20 protein-coding genes and 1 pseudogene are annotated in these 16487 nt (G+C 51.9%); 13 read left to right on the top strand and 8 right to left on the bottom strand.

Annotated elements, in window-relative coordinates:
- The first annotated feature begins 9 nt into the window (after window positions 1-9).
- Window positions 10-3354, top strand: coding sequence for a DEAD/DEAH box helicase family protein (locus tag GSUB_RS17485; RefSeq protein ID WP_052465135.1), 3345 nt, complete (start codon window positions 10-12; stop codon window positions 3352-3354).
- A gap of 338 nt (window positions 3355-3692) precedes the next feature.
- On the opposite strand, the gene GSUB_RS17480 is transcribed toward GSUB_RS17485, so the two are convergent.
- The 6 genes from GSUB_RS17480 to GSUB_RS17455 all read right to left on the bottom strand — a co-directional run bounded on the left by GSUB_RS17480 (window position 3693) and on the right by GSUB_RS17455 (window position 7535).
- Window positions 3693-5021: an ISL3 family transposase gene (locus tag GSUB_RS17480; protein WP_040202928.1), complete on the bottom strand. Its 1329-nt coding sequence runs from the start codon at window positions 5019-5021 to the stop codon at window positions 3693-3695.
- Window positions 5022-5219: 198 nt separating this feature from the next.
- Complete coding sequence (locus tag GSUB_RS17475; protein ID WP_040202926.1) at window positions 5220-5480, bottom strand: hypothetical protein; 261 nt, start codon at window positions 5478-5480, stop codon at window positions 5220-5222.
- A complete protein-coding gene (locus tag GSUB_RS17470; protein ID WP_040202925.1) occupies window positions 5477-5680 on the bottom strand; it encodes a hypothetical protein in 204 nt (67 codons plus the stop codon). The genes GSUB_RS17475 and GSUB_RS17470 overlap by 4 nt, the downstream gene beginning before the upstream one ends.
- Before the next feature lie 137 nt (window positions 5681-5817).
- The gene (locus GSUB_RS17465) at window positions 5818-6546 is read right to left on the bottom strand and encodes a hypothetical protein (RefSeq protein ID WP_040202924.1); all 729 of its coding nucleotides are present in this window, start codon (window positions 6544-6546) and stop codon (window positions 5818-5820) included.
- Window positions 6521-7003 (bottom strand): hypothetical protein, encoded by a 483-nt coding sequence (locus GSUB_RS17460; RefSeq protein ID WP_040202922.1) that lies wholly within the window; start codon window positions 7001-7003, stop codon window positions 6521-6523. The genes GSUB_RS17465 and GSUB_RS17460 overlap by 26 nt, the downstream gene beginning before the upstream one ends.
- 115 nt (window positions 7004-7118) lie before the next feature.
- Window positions 7119-7535 (bottom strand): phage protein NinX family protein, encoded by a 417-nt coding sequence (locus tag GSUB_RS17455; protein WP_040202921.1) that lies wholly within the window; start codon window positions 7533-7535, stop codon window positions 7119-7121.
- Between the two features lie 409 nt (window positions 7536-7944).
- Here GSUB_RS17455 and GSUB_RS19280 point away from each other — a divergent pair, with 409 nt between their 5' ends.
- The 11 genes and pseudogenes from GSUB_RS19280 (at window position 7945) to GSUB_RS17410 (ending at window position 13620) form a co-directional block, all read left to right on the top strand.
- On the top strand, window positions 7945-8127 hold the full coding sequence (locus tag GSUB_RS19280; RefSeq protein ID WP_144402118.1) for a hypothetical protein: 183 nt from the start codon (window positions 7945-7947) through the stop codon (window positions 8125-8127).
- Window positions 8087-8365, top strand: a pseudogene (tnpA, locus tag GSUB_RS18895) (IS200/IS605 family transposase); the annotation flags it as partial. The gene GSUB_RS19280 and the pseudogene tnpA, both read left to right, overlap by 41 nt.
- 21 nt (window positions 8366-8386) lie before the next feature.
- Window positions 8387-9532 carry an RNA-guided endonuclease InsQ/TnpB family protein gene (locus tag GSUB_RS17450; protein WP_040202919.1) on the top strand — a complete coding sequence of 382 codons (1146 nt, stop codon included), beginning with the start codon at window positions 8387-8389 and terminating at the stop codon, window positions 9530-9532.
- Window positions 9533-9557: 25 nt separating this feature from the next.
- Window positions 9558-9788 carry a hypothetical protein gene (locus GSUB_RS17445; protein ID WP_052465134.1) on the top strand — a complete coding sequence of 77 codons (231 nt, stop codon included), beginning with the start codon at window positions 9558-9560 and terminating at the stop codon, window positions 9786-9788.
- A complete protein-coding gene (locus GSUB_RS17440; protein WP_040202916.1) occupies window positions 9785-10150 on the top strand; it encodes a hypothetical protein in 366 nt (121 codons plus the stop codon). The genes GSUB_RS17445 and GSUB_RS17440 overlap by 4 nt, the downstream gene beginning before the upstream one ends.
- Before the next feature lie 91 nt (window positions 10151-10241).
- The gene (locus tag GSUB_RS17435) at window positions 10242-10562 is read left to right on the top strand and encodes a hypothetical protein (protein ID WP_052465133.1); all 321 of its coding nucleotides are present in this window, start codon (window positions 10242-10244) and stop codon (window positions 10560-10562) included.
- A 23-nt stretch (window positions 10563-10585) separates the two neighbouring features.
- Entirely contained in the window at window positions 10586-10948 is a 363-nt protein-coding gene (locus GSUB_RS17430) for a hypothetical protein (RefSeq protein WP_040202915.1), read from the top strand.
- A 294-nt stretch (window positions 10949-11242) separates the two neighbouring features.
- Window positions 11243-12544: an RNA-guided endonuclease IscB gene (gene iscB, locus GSUB_RS17425; protein WP_040202914.1), complete on the top strand. Its 1302-nt coding sequence runs from the start codon at window positions 11243-11245 to the stop codon at window positions 12542-12544.
- Between the two features lie 68 nt (window positions 12545-12612).
- Complete coding sequence (locus GSUB_RS17420; RefSeq protein ID WP_052465132.1) at window positions 12613-12942, top strand: hypothetical protein; 330 nt, start codon at window positions 12613-12615, stop codon at window positions 12940-12942.
- A gap of 17 nt (window positions 12943-12959) precedes the next feature.
- A complete protein-coding gene (locus tag GSUB_RS17415) occupies window positions 12960-13187 on the top strand; it encodes a hypothetical protein (RefSeq protein ID WP_040202912.1) in 228 nt (75 codons plus the stop codon).
- A gap of 1 nt (window position 13188) precedes the next feature.
- On the top strand, window positions 13189-13620 hold the full coding sequence (locus GSUB_RS17410; protein ID WP_052465131.1) for a hypothetical protein: 432 nt from the start codon (window positions 13189-13191) through the stop codon (window positions 13618-13620).
- A gap of 30 nt (window positions 13621-13650) precedes the next feature.
- On the opposite strand, the gene GSUB_RS17405 is transcribed toward GSUB_RS17410, so the two are convergent.
- A complete protein-coding gene (locus tag GSUB_RS17405) occupies window positions 13651-14220 on the bottom strand; it encodes a lysozyme family protein (RefSeq protein ID WP_052465130.1) in 570 nt (189 codons plus the stop codon).
- A gap of 3 nt (window positions 14221-14223) precedes the next feature.
- Window positions 14224-15414 (bottom strand): recombination-associated protein RdgC, encoded by a 1191-nt coding sequence (rdgC, locus tag GSUB_RS17400; RefSeq protein WP_040202910.1) that lies wholly within the window; start codon window positions 15412-15414, stop codon window positions 14224-14226.
- Between the two features lie 197 nt (window positions 15415-15611).
- Here rdgC and GSUB_RS17395 point away from each other — a divergent pair, with 197 nt between their 5' ends.
- Window positions 15612-16481, top strand: a complete 870-nt coding sequence (locus GSUB_RS17395) for a SprT-like domain-containing protein (RefSeq protein ID WP_040202909.1) — start codon at window positions 15612-15614, stop codon at window positions 16479-16481.
- The last annotated feature ends 6 nt before the right edge of the window (window positions 16482-16487 follow it).

Genomic DNA, 16487 nt, shown 5'->3' with positions numbered 1-16487 from the left:
GGAGAGAATATGCAGGTTGACGGAAGTCTTAAGACGACAACATTTAGCCGCACAGTCGCAAACGAGTTGGCAAAGGGGTATTATCCGACCTTTGCCGAGGATGTAAAGTCGATCTCCAGTGTCCTTTCGGTCGATTTTAGCTATTCTCACCGCGGCAACAGCCATAATCATCTGGCGATCCTTGACCCTTGTGCGGGCGAGGGGCGATTTCTTTCGGCGATCAAGAGAAAGATCGTCAAAGACTTCGGGGAGGACAAAGACCGATACCAGCCTTGTGAAATCGCCTCTTTCGGAATCGAGCTGGATGAGGCGCGTTTTGGTAAAATGCGCGGGTGTACCCAGAAGATTGCCGGCTCTTTTTTCGACGTGAAAAGCGAAGGAGGTTTTCAGCTAATCCTTCTCAACCCGCCCTACAACCGTCAGGATGATCAATGTTTGCTGTGGCTAAAGCGCGCGCAGGATCTTTTGACCTATCGCGGGGCTCTTGTCTTTATCATCCCGGAATATGAATGGCATCGCAAAGAGATGCGCGAGTACGTTGATGCGAACTTTCGCTTTATTCATGTTTTCCGAAGTGAAAAGCATGACCGCTTCAAGCAGTTGGTGGTTTTTCTCAGCAAGGGCCAGGACAACCGGCGAACCCTGCCTTTCTATGCCCGAATGACCCAGAGCAACTTCGAGGACAGCGACTATCCGACCATCTCGCAGATGCTTAAAGACAAGCCGGGTTTTTCCGTAGAGATTTCTCCGGCATCTTCAGCAGCTCTCCCCTTGCTGTCGTGCCGTGACCTGGAGCCGCTTTATTGCGCGTGCGACAAGCGAGCCGAGGATATGGCCGCAAAAGTGCTTGAGCGCACATATCCGGCCAATTTTGACACATCCATCCGTCCTCTTGGAACGCTGCGCACAGCCCATGCGGTGCAGTTGGCTGCAATGAACAGCTCGGTCGAGTCGGTGGCGATCAACGGCAGCAGCTATTTGGCTAAATACATGCTGACCACGGAGCCAGAGTCCTACAAAGACCCTGAGACAAGCACTGAAACCATGGTCTACAAGCCCAAGGTCGAGTGTTTCTTGATGGATTCTTCAGGGGGTGTCAGAAAAGCCAAAGAGTGCGGATTTGATTATTTTGAACTCAATTCGCACCTTTCAGGGGTTTTGCTCCAAAAACTCAACCGCGACTACAAACCTTTGCACGAAACCGGCAGCGACGAGGATTTTCTGCGCGAGGAGCTTGATTCCATCGGGCTTATGCCGCCGCAGCGAGAGGCGGTCAAGTCTCTTGTCAAGGGATATGAGTATGGTTACAAAGGGCTTGGGCTTCGCGCAAACACCGGAACCGGCAAAACCTGGATGGCGCGAGCTGTCAAGGTGGTTATGCAAAAGCGCTTCGGCGCCAAGCGCTCGATTATGGTCACCGAGCCGCACCTGGTTGAGCAGATCCGCGCCGAGTACGCCCAGGCCGAGTTTGCGGTTCATGTCATCGATTCCTGGAAGAGCTGCAAGCGCCTTTGCACCGAAAAGCCTGAAGGGCTTTATTTGATCAGCTATTCGCGCCTGCGGATGCACCCGGCCTTTTTTCCGGTGGTCATCCCTAAAGAGCGAGTGGTCAAAAACGCTGCGGGGGAAAATACCCGCGAAAGTGGCTTTGTCTGCCCGGATTGCTTCGGGTTTATCGAGAAGCGCCCACGAAAAAGCGCCAAAGACAAATGCCCCTGGTGCCAAAGCCCTCTTTACGCCTACCGCGCCGATGGCAGGCAGAAGCAGATTGGAGGCTTTGGGCGCTGGATTTCAAAGATTGAGCAAGAGGGCAAGGTTTCTGTGTCTTGTTGCGACAACAGCAATCTTCCCTACGTCCGACTTCTTAAGCAGGTGGGCTTTGATCTGGCTATTTTTGATGAATGCCACAACGCAAGCAACGGCAACTCCAACCAGGGTTCAGCTTTTATCCGGCTTGCGGCCTCATCGAGCAGGGTGCTGACCCTGACGGCCACAATCAGCAACGGCTATACCTCCTCCTTTTACAACCTGCTGTGGGGGATTGCCCCGGAGGTCATGTCGGAGCAAGGATGGGATCGCAGCAGTCCTGCGGAGTTTCAAGGGCAGTTTGGAGCTTTCAAGCAGGTCAGAAAATGCGATGAGGGCAACCGTCATCGTTCGGGCAGTCGTGTTACGACGCATGATACGGCAGGGATTTCCCCTGCGGTTCTGGCTTACACCCTGCCCCGGTTTGCCGTGGTGGATTCCAACGACTTTACCGACATGCCGCCGGTAGATCGCGAAGTGGTTCGGTTTGATCTGCACGAAAAGGCCAAAGAGGCCATGGCGCAGGTTGACAAAATCACCAGTGAAGACATTGATCAGGAAGATCGCCTTGTTGCCAGTGCTATTCGCAACGCAGCCTACCTGCGTACCCCTGATGTCTTCTGCTTCTTCAACCAGGAATTGACTCTAAGGGGCGAGCCGTTGGGCACGGTGGCTCGTCGCGGGATCGGCTCCGAGGTCCTTGGAAAAATCGACTATACGGTGAAATTCGCTCAGCAGTGCGTTGATCGCGGGGAGCGGCTGATTGTCTATACCGGAAACACCCAGAAGGTTGATATGCGCCCGGTCATCGCCAACGCGATTCGCAAGGGGACTTGCGCACAGGTCGACGTTCTGCATGACAAGGTGAGTGCGAAAAACGTGGTCAAGTGGTTTAAAGAGACTACCGCCGATGTCGTGGTCGTACCGTATAAACGCGCCGGAACGGGCCTGGATCTCATCGAGTTTATCAATATTCTCTGGTTCGACTACACCCATGAGACGCGCCGGGCGACACAGGGCGATGGGCGCAACCGCCGGGTGGTTTCTGCGGCATGGCACAGAAAAACCTTTGGCGCTGTGCGTCCCTGTCGTTACCGCTATCTTGTTTCTGGCCCGGCTCAGGAAATGCAGTTGAGCTACACGCTGGAGAAGCAGATGACATCGGCTTTGGCCGAGGGCGAGGTGCCGCTGATTGACCCTTCAGAGTGCGGGGCCGAGGGAGACCAGAGTTTTCATGCCATGCTGACTCGTGCCCTTCGTACCGGGGAATTTGACTACACCGATCCCAGCGTATTGCTGAAAAAAATGACTCAGGCCGAAAACAGCCGGATTGATAAAAAAAATATTGTGGCCGATTCAGGCGATACGAAAGACAAAATTGCGAACGAAAAGAAGAAGGCCCCTGCAGAAGATCTGCAGGAGGACACAAGCAGGGAGCAGGTCTCGTTTTTTGATGTCCTAGACGGACCGCAGAGCGTGGAGCAGAGAAAGATTCAGTTTTGCAAGCCGCAACAGATGGATCTTTTCTCTGATTCCAGGGCGGCGTAAGTTTTTCCAGCTTTCCCCTCCCCAAAAGGTTCTTGCCTAACGGGGAGGGGAAAGGCGGTTTTGTTCTTTAGAATTGGGTGAAAGAAGGCGTTGGAGGCAGGCCGATCTTTTCGGCTTCTTCATCAAGCCTTTGCACTCCCATCTTCTCTATCATCGTTGCGTGTGGGTGCGATTTGAAAAATTGTGGCGTTTTTTGAGCCAGGGTTTATCCCGCCCTGGGTTTAGAAAAATTTCCATGATTTTTCCCTGATCCCACATTCTTGCCAGAGTTTCTATCTTTGCTTCCTTCTCCAACAGATTGAAAAGAATAGGTTTCCTGATTTTATGATTGAAATGGGCTAAAAATCACCTGCTTCGATCTTCTCTATGAGTGTTGATATGTCAGCACCGAAATTCTGCTCCTTTATCTGGGGGTAAAACTCTCTCCCGGTCGCGTAGCCCATTGCAAAATCATCACGAGCAGATATTCTGCTTCTGTATGATTGACGCTTGATCTTCTGCACACCTTCCGTGAAAAGTACCTTTGTTCTTAACGCCTCAAAAGAGTAACCACGTCCAAGTCGGTTTATGATGCGGATCAATCTGTTGAGCGATTCGGTGTAGGCGTTGGTAATAGGACTGTCGAAGTAGTTGAATATCTCATGGTGCCAGTTGCGAACGGCAGTAATGATAGGCTCAAAGTGAGGAATGATCTCCATTGGCAGATTAGCAGCCCAGTCATGATACCCCTTTTCGGCATCCGCTCTGTTTGTGTGATTCCACAACTCAAAAAATGCTTCTTTGGCCTCATACGCCATCCCCAACACCGGAAAGTTCTTCGTCCATGTGCTGAAAGATATTTCTTCCGGCATAGTCAGTTCGCCACGACGTTTCAGAAGCACGAACCGGTCATGAATAAGGCCTCGTCTGTGTTTTGGTGACAGATCAGCCCTGACGGCCTTTCTGGCGCTCTCCATTGCTACATTTGCCATCCTGACAACATGAAACTTATCAATAACGATCTTGGCATGTGGGATCAGATCGTTGACTGCATCTTTGTAGGGTCGCCACATATCGATGGCAACAAGTTGCACTTTATTCGTTCCAGGCAATCCTGAAAGATATTCAGCAACAGTCTCTTTATTCCGATTCGTCAGGAGATCAACGATAGTGCGCTGCTCAATGTTGCTAATGACGCAGCGAGGCTTGCGAATGATATGTATTTCATCGATACCAAGGCAACGAGGGGTCTCGAATCGGACGTGTTTTTCAAGACGGTTAATGTAGTCACGAAAGATATTTCTAATCGTCTTTTCATCAAGACCGGTTTCTTCCGCGAGACTGGCAAAAGTTCTGGAAAGGGATTGTTTCTCGATGTAGGCGATCAGTCGCTTGGTCGCTAAACGTTTATCATCGCGGTGCGGAATATTCTCATAGAACGTGCGGCCACAAACAGAATTCTGACAGCGGAAACGCCTTCTGGTGATGCTGATCCCAACACGCTTCCCGTGGATCGGGGTATCGAGAATCGTTTCCTCGCGCTTCCCGAAGCCTACGAGGTCGGTCTTGTGACATTCGGGACAACGATCTGGTGCGATATTGATCGAGGCGTGAATCCGATAGTCGTGCTCGTACTCCTCAATATTGGCAATCCTGTATTCGGGGAAGTTAAGGATATTGTATGACAAGACGCTCTACTCCGCACCTACCGGAATGGGGTGTCCATATCGAGGACCAGACGCAACTCGTGCCGCTCGGTCTTTGCGTCCCATTCGAGGTGGGCGAAAAACCCGCGCAGCATTGGGATGGAGCCTTCCAGCGGCGTGAATGTGTTTGGCTGGGCGGGGAGTGTGACTATTCATCCTCGTCCAATTAGGTCTATGGTCCTAGTCCTCGAACCCCTCAATCCGCATATCGATATCGTCAACACGACATTGAGCGGGTTCAACGTCTTCGCCGTAAACAAACACTTCGCAGTATCTGATGGCAGTCGTGACGGCGCTTTCCACGGCTTCAGCATCGGTCATCTCGCCCTGCGGGTCGCAGCATACGAGGTCCTGGAGGTCCTGATCATCTGCCATATTCTCAGGGTATGGCAGATCAACGAAAAACGAAACATTTGCGGTGACAAGGTAGCGGCGGCTCATACTGTGTTTCTCCCGAATTTTGAAATGGCCTGCTCATGCGACATCGACAAGCGGTGCTGGCAGTATTTGTGCCAGCAATTGAGCGGAATTTCTTCCAGTTCAACCTTGGTGAGAAACCGGACCCGCCCCTTGGACAAAACCTGAACCGGGCGGCCAGTTCCGTCAAGTGCGACACCGGGAGCCATGACAGTCTCTTGCATAAAGATCACCTTTCGAGCGAAATGGGGCCAGCTCCTTGGGCTCAGCGGCAGGGAGCATCAGCAATTCAACCGCGCGCGGATCGTTCAGGCCAGGTGCCGTGCCGGCGCCTCATCGAGGACTCTTTCGATCAGTGCTCTCAGCTGTCTTTTGTGCATAAGGTTTCTCCTTTCTTTTTCCATTCACGCACTGTTTCAAAAAATTGGTCTCTGGCTTCGATGTAGTTGCGAGCCAGGTTCACTCCCTTCAGGCTGTCGTTTCTTTCCTCATAATATCCTTCTGCCGCCTTCAGCACAGCCATAACCTCTTTGTCCATCACACTCCTATATCTCTGTTTTTCGGCTTCAAGTTCGTCACGTAGCTGGTTATTCTCACTATCATCGATAAAACATTCCGACAAAGCATCCCGCGCAATTTGATCAGCCTCTCCATCGCAAAACTTCGCTATTTTCCCCAGTGCTTGGCGATAATGCAGCATCAGTTTCCGATCTTGCTCCCATTGATCTTTCTGCGACATTCCGAGCAGTTCGTTATCGTCTTTCCATAATCGCTCATTTTCTTCCCGATACTGCTTGACGAAAAACTTGAGCCAATCGATTCTCTCAACCGGGCCTCCCGCTTTCCATTCCTTAGATTCAGAATAATCATCTGGCAGAGCCAACTTGATTTTTTCTACCTCGTTACGTGCGGCTTCGACACGCATCTGCCATGTCCCAGTACGACGAGGACACAGTATCTCGTGCATTTTTTCGACATAATCAAAGACCCATTTGAAATTCACATCGATCTGATCGGCTCGTCGCCGTTCTGCTTCCAGTCCCTCTAGTGGGTCGTTACAGCTTTCACATAAGGATTTTTCGTTTTCCATCGAAACCCTCTTTGAAAAAATATATTATGGAAGATGCAGACAGCTTCCCCGTTTCGGCAGGAGTAACTTTCGCATCCACCATTCCAAGAGCTCGTCGTGCTTTCGTAATAGCATCGGCCTGTTTTTCCAATTCAACGGTAGAGGATGTCAACACAGACAAGGCATCCGCCAGCGCCCCACGGAGTACGCGATTAACTTGCTGCGCCGACCACTCGGAGATCTGAGCATCATCAATATCGACATAGCTGTGGCGCTCAAATTCTTCGCCATCATCATTGAACCCAACGGCTTCATATTCATACTTTCCTGCGCGATTCTCGACCTCAATTTCTGCGGCAGCAATCGCTTCCTTAAGCGACCTGTAAGTGCCAAGCAGGTAATCCGGGACAAAGGCCGGGTACTCCTTGAAATCCAGTGCTGGTTCGAAGTCTGCTTGCGACACCAGCAGTTTTCGCACCACAACTCCCCATCAATAATCCGGAGGTCGCGGGCTGGCCAGCTAAATTCCTCGTAACACTAACAACACCCGAACAACGGTTCTTGTTTGATTGTTTTAGTCATACGCATATCTATCACCCCAAGGAAACAAGGATTTCAGGAACCTCGACAGTCTCCGCCCCAAACTTCTTGACGTAGCAGCGCATCGCCGCCTCAAGAGCAGTATCGCCGCCAGCATCAAAACAGTCACAGGTGTTAAACGCTTTCGTTCCTGTTGCCGTTACGGCATACCACCCCTCGTCGTTAGGACCTTCACTGCGAAGCGAAATCTTCCCCCCTTCGATAAGTGGGCCACCATCAGACCAGCGAGAGGACGGGCAAAAGGAGGCGTTTAGTCCTCCTTCAAAGGGCACAATCACGCTACAAGACCCTGAAAGACGATGGACGCTAGGGTTCATTTTGTTTGTAATCGCTACCGCCCAATCCAGAGCAGTGCCACTTAAAAGATCAACCTCGATCAGCAGATACTCTTGTTCGGGAATCTCAGTCATAACATTGCTCCATCAGGTGATTAAAACAATCATTCAATCCGTTTTTACTATAACATTATATCCCGCAAAAATCAATCACATAATCCGGATAGCCTTTCCGAAAGCGTTGAACGTGTCGAAACTGTTTTGTTGTTGCCGGCAACACATTCAGCCTACTGTTTCGCGCCATCCTTTTCGGCCTATAAGTGTCTGTTTTTACCTACATTTTTTATATTTCCTCACTTCACCTCCGGGGTGTTTGACCCCATTATTTAACGGTTCAAGTCTGTGCTGGTTTTCTTGTCGCAATAGGACGCAGGAAAACCGGAGGTCTAAGTTTAATTCTTTTTGGTCGCATTTTTATATATTTTTTCTTTCTTTTTTATTCTCTTTGTTGTATAATTGTTTCACTTCAAAAGGAGGCTTTAGTATGACCCGCGAAGACGTAAAAAGGCGAGGATACAGTGTTGAAGGAAATTGCTATGAGGCGGCGATTCGTTTTTTTGAAACTGAGGGCCGCAATTTGCCGGGAGCCGTACTGGTCCATGGCGAGGTATCTCGTAGCGAAATAGCTTCTCCTGGAGAAGGCCCAACAACTGGAAATTATTATTGAGAATATGGAGGTTATGCCTGACCACGTTCACTTGTTTGTGAAGTCATCCCCCGTTAATAGTCCGCACTATATCATCCAACAACTAAAGGGGTACTCGTCACGAGTACTTAGGGATGATTTCCCGAAGCTTAAAAGTCGCATACCGACACTCTGGACTCGTAGTTATTTCTGCGAGTCCGTAGGACACATATCCGAAGAAACTGTTCGTAGGTACATAGACGATCAGAAGAATAAATAGATAAAGAGAGGAGGTGAAACCATGCGCAGGACCTACTGCTTCAAGTTGTACAAGAACAAACGTAACCGGCATCTGCACGACCAGATCGATTTGGCGTCACAGATCTATAACCACTGCATCGCTTTGCATAAAAGATACTACAGGCGCAGTGGAAAACACATCAGCCTTTATACGATGCAGAAGCATATTGCCAAGCTGAAAAAGCTGCAGAAATACCAGAGCTGGCGGGTATTGGATGCACAAGCCATCCAGAATATTTCAGAACGCATCGAGCACGGGTACCAGTTGTTTTTCCGCAACCTTAAAGCAGAGAGCCGGCGCAGGGTCGCACCACCGTCGTTTCGTAAACGCATCAAATATAAATCGATCACGCTCAAGCAGACCGGCTACAAGCTGCTCTACGATAACCGAATCCGCATCGGAAAACGTACCTTCCGGTATTTCAAGTCCCAGGAGATCGAAGGGCGTATTAAAACCCTCACGATCAAACGGGACGCTCTCGGCGATATCTATCTCTACTTCTCGTGCGAGCTTCCGGATGTTCAGCCCACCAGAATCATGACGGGTAAAATCGCAGGTTTTGATTTCGGGTTGAAAACCTTTCTGGTCGCAAGCGACGGCAAGCAGATCGAGATGCCGCTGTTTTATCGCCAGGGCCAGCGCAAGCTGGCGCAGGCCCAACGCCGGGTTTCCAGCAAGAAACGCGGCTCGAACAATCGTAAGAAAGCCGTAAGACAACTAGCAAGGGTGCATAAGAAAATCGCCAACCAGCGAAAGGACTGGCACTTCAAGAAAGCCAAAGAATTGTCGGATGAGTACGACTTTCTGTTCTTTGAAGATCTCAACCTTGTCGGCATGAAAGCGTTGTGGGGCCGCAAGGTCTCCGATCTGGGCTTCTGGTCGTTTATGCAGATTCTTGGGCACATGACGGCAAAAGCCGGCAGCCGGATTGGTACTGTGGGCCGCTATTTCCCGTCGACCAAACTGTGCAGCTCCTGCGGCTTTCTGAACGACAAACTCGACCTGCGGGTCCGCAGCTGGGCCTGCGACTGCGGCGTATCCCACGATCGGGACCGCAACGCCGCGATTAATATTCTTCTGGAAGGGGCATCTTCCAGTGGGCTAGGTGATGTAAGACGGGTGCTGGCACCCGCCGTTGCTGTTTGAATCCAGAATCCCACGAACTTTAGTCGTGGGAGTATGTCAAGGTCATGCCTGGGTTGAATTTGAAGATGCAGGCATTATCTGGTGCCGCGATGTTTCCAACGGGCATGATGCCTGTTTGCCGCAGGGGCTTTATTATGCGGCAGGCCAGATCCGGGATGAGCCTCAAAAGCTTGTTCGTTACCGGATCGGCGAGGCGATACTGTGCATGACAGAGTATGGGCATTATGGCCCGTGGGATTTGGAGGTGAATCTTTGAGCAGAAAACGTCTTTCGATGACCGTCAGCCAGGCTCTTAAAGAAGGAATTGTCGAGCGTTATTACAGCCGGACACATCGTCGCTATTTTTACGCGACAGGTGCCCATGATGGATTCGATACGGGCAGCGCGGCCTTGAGGCACCATCTTGAGGTGGTTAAGCCTTCGATGGAGAAGGTCAAGAGCGAAGAGCAAAAACGCCGCGTTCTTTGCGGAAATTCTCTGGTCGCAGTGAGACGTTCAGAGCATGTAAGCGTATGGGACGGTCCCCGATGTGTGTTCGAAGGGTCGATCCGTAAGTTTCGCCAGAGAGTATTCGATCTCGAAGAGAGATTCGGGCGAGAAATTGTTTTTAGCGATTAGCGTGTTTGCGTCATTATTTATTTATTTTTTTTCTTTCTTTTTTATTTAAACAATGGTATAGTAGTTTAAATTTCAGAGCAAAGGAGTCGTTATGGCGTGTGATGAAAAAATTTCTGTGGAAGCTTGTCCTGCGCTGAGAATCAGTGCGCCGCATTGGTTTTCAGATCCCGCGTTTGCAAAGTATCTGGAGGAGAACAGCGGTGAAGGTCTGGCATCATGGCATCGCGCCGCAGAGCCTGAGCCGGGTGAGTTCAGCGATGTTTTCGTGGCGGTCGACCCTGCTTCAGATGGCGAGGGGTCAGACTCCGATATGCCTGAACATATCTGGGAGCAGATTGTCGAAGCGGTACGCTCAAATCCACAATTTGGTCAGCATGATAGCCATGTCGTTGTATGGATCTGTCCCGTTTGAAAACAGAGAAAGGGTTTTATCCTATGTCTGAGTTTGGCGCTCTTTGTGAGTTGAAAACGACCACGAGCAAGTATCGTGAAGAAAGGGTTGAGGAGTTTTATACGCGCTCAGGTAACACGCGCACCATCAACCGCTTTTTCTTCCCCGACTCCCGGCGGCAAAAACATCTTGTCGCCGAGCAGCAGATGGTCATAGTTGGACTCGATGACGATTTTTACCAGGAATGTTCGCGAGAAGAGTTTGATCCTCGGCTCTACTCCAATCTGGAAGAAAAATTCGCCGCGGCAAAGGTTGCGGAAACCAGTACCTTGCACGTAGGGACCACCAAGATGGAGACGGTTTACTACGAGCAAGGGGTTGTCGCGGCAAAACAGGATGCAGCCTAACTCAGAAGTCAATCACCCCACGGATAAATCCGGGGCTTGAGAACATCAAGCCCAGGTTGACCAGGCACAGCCACCGACGAGAAATCGTCGACGGGGCTACGTTGGAAGCGAATACATAGGCACCTTGGAATGCCCTCCCAGTTCCAAGCTCTGCGGTGGCCGGTTAAAAGACGTTCCGGGGTTTCAGCGTCGGTGCCGGTCACATCAAACCTCTTCGCAACATTGCCGAGGGAGACATGACCGCCGAAAGGCGAGAACCGCCGGGGTAGCCCGGCACCTTAAAAAGGGAACACCGTGAACCGCATCTTCGTTCTCGATAACCAGAAACAACCCCTTTCCCCGTGCTTACCAGCACGGGCGAGAATGCTGTTGCGTGAAGGAAAGGCGGCGGTCTATCGCCGGTTTCCGTTCACGATCATTCTCAAAAACCGCACCGGCGGCGAAACACAGCCGGTCGAACTCAAACTCGATCCGGGGAGTAAGACCACCGGGATCGCCCTGATCGCGGAAGTCAAGACCGGCAAGGTTGCCGTCTTCGCCGCCGAGCTGAACCACCGGGGAGCGGCCATCAAGAAAGTCCTGCTTGACCGGCGGATGTTTCGTCGGAATCGACGCGCTCGCAAGACCCGCTACCGCGCTCCCCGGTTCGACAACCGGACACGGAGAAACGGCTGGCTGCCGCCGTCCATCCAGTCGCGGGTCGACAACAGCCTGACCTGGGCGAAGCGGCTCCGTCGTCTGTGTCCCATCACGACGGTTGCTGTCGAGACGGCCCGGTTCGACATGCAGCAAATGGAGAACCCGGATATTTCCGGCGTCGAATACCAACAAGGAACGCTCGCCGGGTACGAACTGCGGGAGTATCTGCTGGAGAAATGGGGTCGGCGCTGCGCGTACTGCGGAGCCGAAAATGTCCCGCTCGAAATCGAACATGTGGTGCCTCGCTCCAAGGGCGGCTCCAATCGGGAGAGCAATCTGACGCTGGCGTGCCGGGACTGTAACGAAAAGAAAGGCAACGGCCCGATCCGGGAATTTTTGGCAACCAAGCCGGAGCTTCTGAAGAAAATCCTCGCCGGGCTGAAACGGCCTCTGCACGATGCCGCCGTTGTCAACGCCGCCCGGTATGCTCTCGGCGGTGCGCTGAAATCCCTGGGCCTGCCGGTATCGTTCTGGTCCGGTGGCCGGACCAAGTTCAACCGCACCGGCCAGCATTATCCAAAAGCCCATTGGATCGACGCGGCCTGCGTGGGCGAAACGGGAGCGGCGGTGAAGCTCGATCCGAAGCTGCAACCTTTCTCCGTGGTCGCATCGGGACGGGGTAGCCGCCAGATGTGCCGGATGGACAAATACGGGTTTCCCCGTACCGGGCCGAAAGGCGCTCGCTTCGTGAAAGGCTTTCGCACCGGGGATCTGGTGAAAGCCGTCGTTCCCGCCGGGAAGAAGACCGGCACGCATCTTGGCCGAGTCGCGGTGCGTTCCACCGGCAGTTTCAATGTCACCACCGCCGCCGGAACGATTCAGGGTATTTCGCACAAATATTGCCGCCGTCTGCACCGGGCCGACGGGTACGGCTACACGAACAAGCCTTCCGCCTGACGGCGGAGCGGCGTTTCCTCCCCAGGTTTGAAGACAGGGGTATCCACGCCGGAGAATCTGATGATGTTGTGGAGGACACCCCGGCAACGCTCGATGAGGTAGAGCGGGTTTTTGGCTTCGAGGTCGCCTCCCTTGTCGAGATGCTTACCGATGTCAGCCGGCCTGGCGATGGCAACCGCGCCACACGAAAAGCCATAGACCGGGCACATACGGCAAAAGCAAGTCCGCAGGCCCAAACGATCAAGCTGGCGGATCTGATCGATAACAGCCGATCCATTGTGGAGCGCGACCCCGGCTTTGCCAAAGTGTACCTGAAGGAAAAATCGCTTTTGCTTGAAGTCCTGCAGCAAGGCGATCCCAAGCTTTTGACTGTGGCGCGCAAGTTTTTGGATAACTGAAAAAAGGAGAATGGATCATGGCTAACTCTAGCCCCGCATGGATCTGTCCGACCCAGGTCAAAGAGGATGGGTACTATTGGTGCCGTCAGGGTGAAGACGATTTTTGTCCAACCGTTGTGCGGGTTGAGCAAAACAGCGCGGGAGAATTTGTGGTTAGCGAGTTTGGATGTCTCAAGGAACAGTCCGTCCGGAAATATCGGGAAGAGGCTTTTGAGTTCAAAATGATCTGCCATGAGGAGGTTTGATTTGAAAGAGGATATCTCTTTACTCAAAATCGTAAATCGCGGCCCGGAAGTTGTCGAGACGAATTTCTGGGAGCTTGAAATGGCCCGTGAGGGATTTTTCTATCTTTCATTTAACGCGGGGGCCGGGCGTTTTTTGGTGCCGCCTGCTTTGCAGCACATGGTCAAGGATATGATCGAAAAGGTCGATATGGTCATCTTGACCCTGGGTCAGCTCCGGGGAAAGCTTAGCTACGAAATTCTTTTTGAGGATCACTCGGATTCGCCTTTCAGTATTCACATCGAGGCGAAGCAGGCAGACCGCATTTTGCCGGAGTCCGATTGCGACAAGGAATTTCGATTCACCATCTGGACGCAGCAAGGCAAGCAGGCGGATTTTCCGTGCCGGTACAGAAAAGTCGATCGGCTACCCTGTCTCAAACCCTGGGACCACTGAGTTCCGGGGCTGTCTTTCCCCTGCCAAGCTTCAGTGGTTTTCTACCGACAAGGTAAGGTCTTTTAAATTCTGGGCGACGGCCCGAATTTTTTTACCGTAAGGACGCGCAAGATGGGTGCGCCAGGAGTAGTAGCGGCCCACTGCGATATCCTTGTCGGAGTGAGACCTGTAAGCTTCTGCAAGAATTTGAGCGCCGATGTCGACGTTGGTTTTAAAATCGAGAAGGTCTTCTGGTGTATCAACCCGGGAGCCGTGCCAGTAGAGGTTTATCTGCATCGCCCCCAGGTTGACATTTTTACTCCTTTTCATCCTTTCCTGCAGGTCGCGGGCGGCAGATTCATGGTCTGGATGATTTATGGCCGGACCCGCCCCGTAAACGGCATAAGGCGCCGGGCGCACCAGGCCGTCCTCCCCCACCCTGCCACTTTCCACCAAAGAGATCGCGTAGAGAAGATAGGGGTCAAGCCGCCGAGATTGGGCGGCTTGACCCCATACGGAGTTTTTAAGCCCGAGCGGATCTTTTTCATGCTGCTGCGCACAGGCAAGGCTGCCAAGCCATAGCTGCGCAAGCAGCAGAATCAAAAAGGCCCAAAACCGCATATCTTAGATCGCGTCCTCAAGCAGAGGGCCATTCTCAAGGAAATTTTCAAGTTTCATCTCGAGATCAGTCCACTTGTTCTCATCGAGGCGCTGGATTAAAAACTCCCGGAACAAGCTCTTGTGCAGTTGCAGAAACGACTCGATTAAGTGCATGCGCTCATAGAAAAGAGCATGCTCTTCAGCTTCGGCGTCATCGACATCCTTTTCGAGTTTGACGGTCGGGCATTTAAGGCTTGCCACATGGAAGGAGTCTGATTTGAGCGTATATTTCCAGAGGTTTTCCTGCTCTTCCAGATACACGGTGGCAGAAGAGAGAACTTTGCCGCCGTGCAGCGCAATACGAGCCTCCTGAAACCCTGATTGCGGACCGGAGAGGGCAACCTTCTGCGTCCCGCCTTCGGCACTGCCCGTCAGCGTCAACCGATTGTTGAGATAGGCGACATATTCCCCATCTCGCAGCAGAGGGCCGGGCGTATTGAGTCGGTAGCGCGAATCACTTTCAATCGTTCGGTGCAAAAGCCACAGCAAAAAACCCTGTCCCAGCCAGACGTTTTCCTTGATCTGCTCCACAATCGCATCGGTGCTTGCGCGGTTGAGCACTTTAAGGTTGTGCTGCAGATTCTCCGGTGCAATCTCCATCGCCATTTCAAGCGGAGGGGTTACGCGCAAACGGCAAATGCCCCCGAAGGTTTCCTGAAAAGCCTTCTCCACAAGGTCACAGTCCTTGTCAGTCAGGGAAGTGACAAAAAGATCCTGCCGATCGAGATTGATGACAACATCAATACCCTTGGTAGCCGGCAGCGTCTTGCTTAGAAGATTCAGGCGCACCCTTTCGCGGATGGCTTCTTTCTCCGTCTTCGGCACTCGTTTGAAACCCTGGTTGTTCTGCAGAAATTTCTCGTATTCTTTTTCGCAATGGCGCTTAAGGGTTGAGGCCGGCACCTTGCGCTGGTCGATACGCAGGGTAAAACAGAGATAGTTGCCGCGCTGCCAGTCATTGATGTTTCCAAAGTCGTTTTTGTCAAGGCTGCCCAGAATCGTCCAGCCACAAGAGATCTCTTCTTGTGTCTGCTCAATGGGGATAAAAGCATTTCTTTGGAGTTTTTCCTGGACAAAGCCGAGGCTCTCCCGGGAAAGCTGCCCGTCAATAATGCGGTATTGCTTGAGGTTGGTCGTGTTGGATAAAAGGCCCATTTTTTTCTCCTATTGTAAGATTTGCCCGCATTCTATCTTAGAAAAAACGCAAACTTTCCTCTGAATAAACCTTTTTTTTCGCCTTTTTCGGACCCTTTTTTGACCGTAAATGCCGCTAAGGTCTTCCTGAAACCCTGCGCTGGATTCAGCGGGGACGAAGTGTTTGTTTTGCACACCACAAAAAAGGAGACAGCAACGTGTCCGAGTTCTACGGGGTAAAACCCACATTCGAGTTTTACGAGGAGCTGCAGCGCGCCTACGATTTTTTCAACAAGGAGCTTTTTTCGGGAGAGCTTCCCCCCTGCATCATCACCTTGACCCGAAGGAAAAGGACCTTGGGCTATTATTCTCCAGAGCGATTCGTCAATCACATCGGGGAGATGGTCGATGAGATCGCAATGAATTCCTCGTTTTTTTCTATCTCACCTCTTGAGCATATTCTTGCAACAATGGTTCACGAGATGGTCCATCAAAAGATGCACCATTTTGGAGAGAGAAAAAGCCGCGGGGGTTACCACAACCAGGAATGGGCCGATGCTATGGAGGAGGTGGGACTTATGCCCTCTTCCACCGGAGAGCCTGGAGGGTCTCGCACGGGGCAGCATGTGCATCACTATATTCTCGAAGGGGGGCAGTTCGAGAAAGCATGCAGTCTTCTTCTGACGGAGAAGTTCAAGCTCTCATGGATGGATCGCTTCCCTCCGGATTGGTATCTGGAGGATTTGCGCAACAAGGCCAGAATAGAGAGTATGGAGCATCAGTCTCGATCCCGTGCGCAGGCAGAGGACAGAGGGATTGATATTGAGGATGAGCAAGACCGTGATGCGGTCGATGAAGTACGCAAGATGGTTGAGACGGACCCGGGGCGCGATATCGAAGAGAAATTCGAGGAGCTGCGAAAGATTGGCGTTGTGGTCGACGTCGATGAAAGCTCGGGCAAGAAAAAGACCAACGGATCAAACCGGGTCAAATATAGCTGTCCCAAGTGTAGCACCAACGTTTGGGGGAAGCCTGAGATAAAGATACTGTGTGTCGAGTGCAACGCTCAGTTTGCGCCGGCCTGCTGACCTTTC

Source organism: Geoalkalibacter subterraneus (assembly GCF_000827125.1).
Lineage (GTDB): Bacteria > Desulfobacterota > Desulfuromonadia > Desulfuromonadales > Geoalkalibacteraceae > Geoalkalibacter_A > Geoalkalibacter_A subterraneus.
Note: the sequence above shows the minus strand (reverse complement) of the source record. Positions and strands in the feature narration are given on the sequence as shown.

Excerpts from the sequence above, each read along its gene's own strand:
- GSUB_RS17415 (WP_040202912.1), top strand. The coding sequence starts at position 12,960 with ATGGCTAACTCTAGCCCCGCATGGATCTGTCCGACCCAGGTCAAAGAG.
- GSUB_RS17475 (WP_040202926.1), bottom strand. The coding sequence starts at position 5,480 with ATGAGCCGCCGCTACCTTGTCACCGCAAATGTTTCGTTTTTCGTTGAT.
- GSUB_RS19280 (WP_144402118.1), top strand. The coding sequence starts at position 7,945 with ATGACCCGCGAAGACGTAAAAAGGCGAGGATACAGTGTTGAAGGAAAT.
- GSUB_RS17405 (WP_052465130.1), bottom strand. The coding sequence starts at position 14,220 with ATGCGGTTTTGGGCCTTTTTGATTCTGCTGCTTGCGCAGCTATGGCTT.
- GSUB_RS17435 (WP_052465133.1), top strand. The coding sequence starts at position 10,242 with ATGGCGTGTGATGAAAAAATTTCTGTGGAAGCTTGTCCTGCGCTGAGA.
- rdgC (WP_040202910.1), bottom strand. The coding sequence starts at position 15,414 with ATGGGCCTTTTATCCAACACGACCAACCTCAAGCAATACCGCATTATT.
- GSUB_RS17465 (WP_040202924.1), bottom strand. The coding sequence starts at position 6,546 with ATGGAAAACGAAAAATCCTTATGTGAAAGCTGTAACGACCCACTAGAG.
- GSUB_RS17430 (WP_040202915.1), top strand. The coding sequence starts at position 10,586 with ATGTCTGAGTTTGGCGCTCTTTGTGAGTTGAAAACGACCACGAGCAAG.
- GSUB_RS17470 (WP_040202925.1), bottom strand. The coding sequence starts at position 5,680 with ATGCAAGAGACTGTCATGGCTCCCGGTGTCGCACTTGACGGAACTGGC.
- GSUB_RS17485 (WP_052465135.1), top strand. The coding sequence starts at position 10 with ATGCAGGTTGACGGAAGTCTTAAGACGACAACATTTAGCCGCACAGTC.
- GSUB_RS17450 (WP_040202919.1), top strand. The coding sequence starts at position 8,387 with ATGCGCAGGACCTACTGCTTCAAGTTGTACAAGAACAAACGTAACCGG.
- GSUB_RS17455 (WP_040202921.1), bottom strand. The coding sequence starts at position 7,535 with ATGACTGAGATTCCCGAACAAGAGTATCTGCTGATCGAGGTTGATCTT.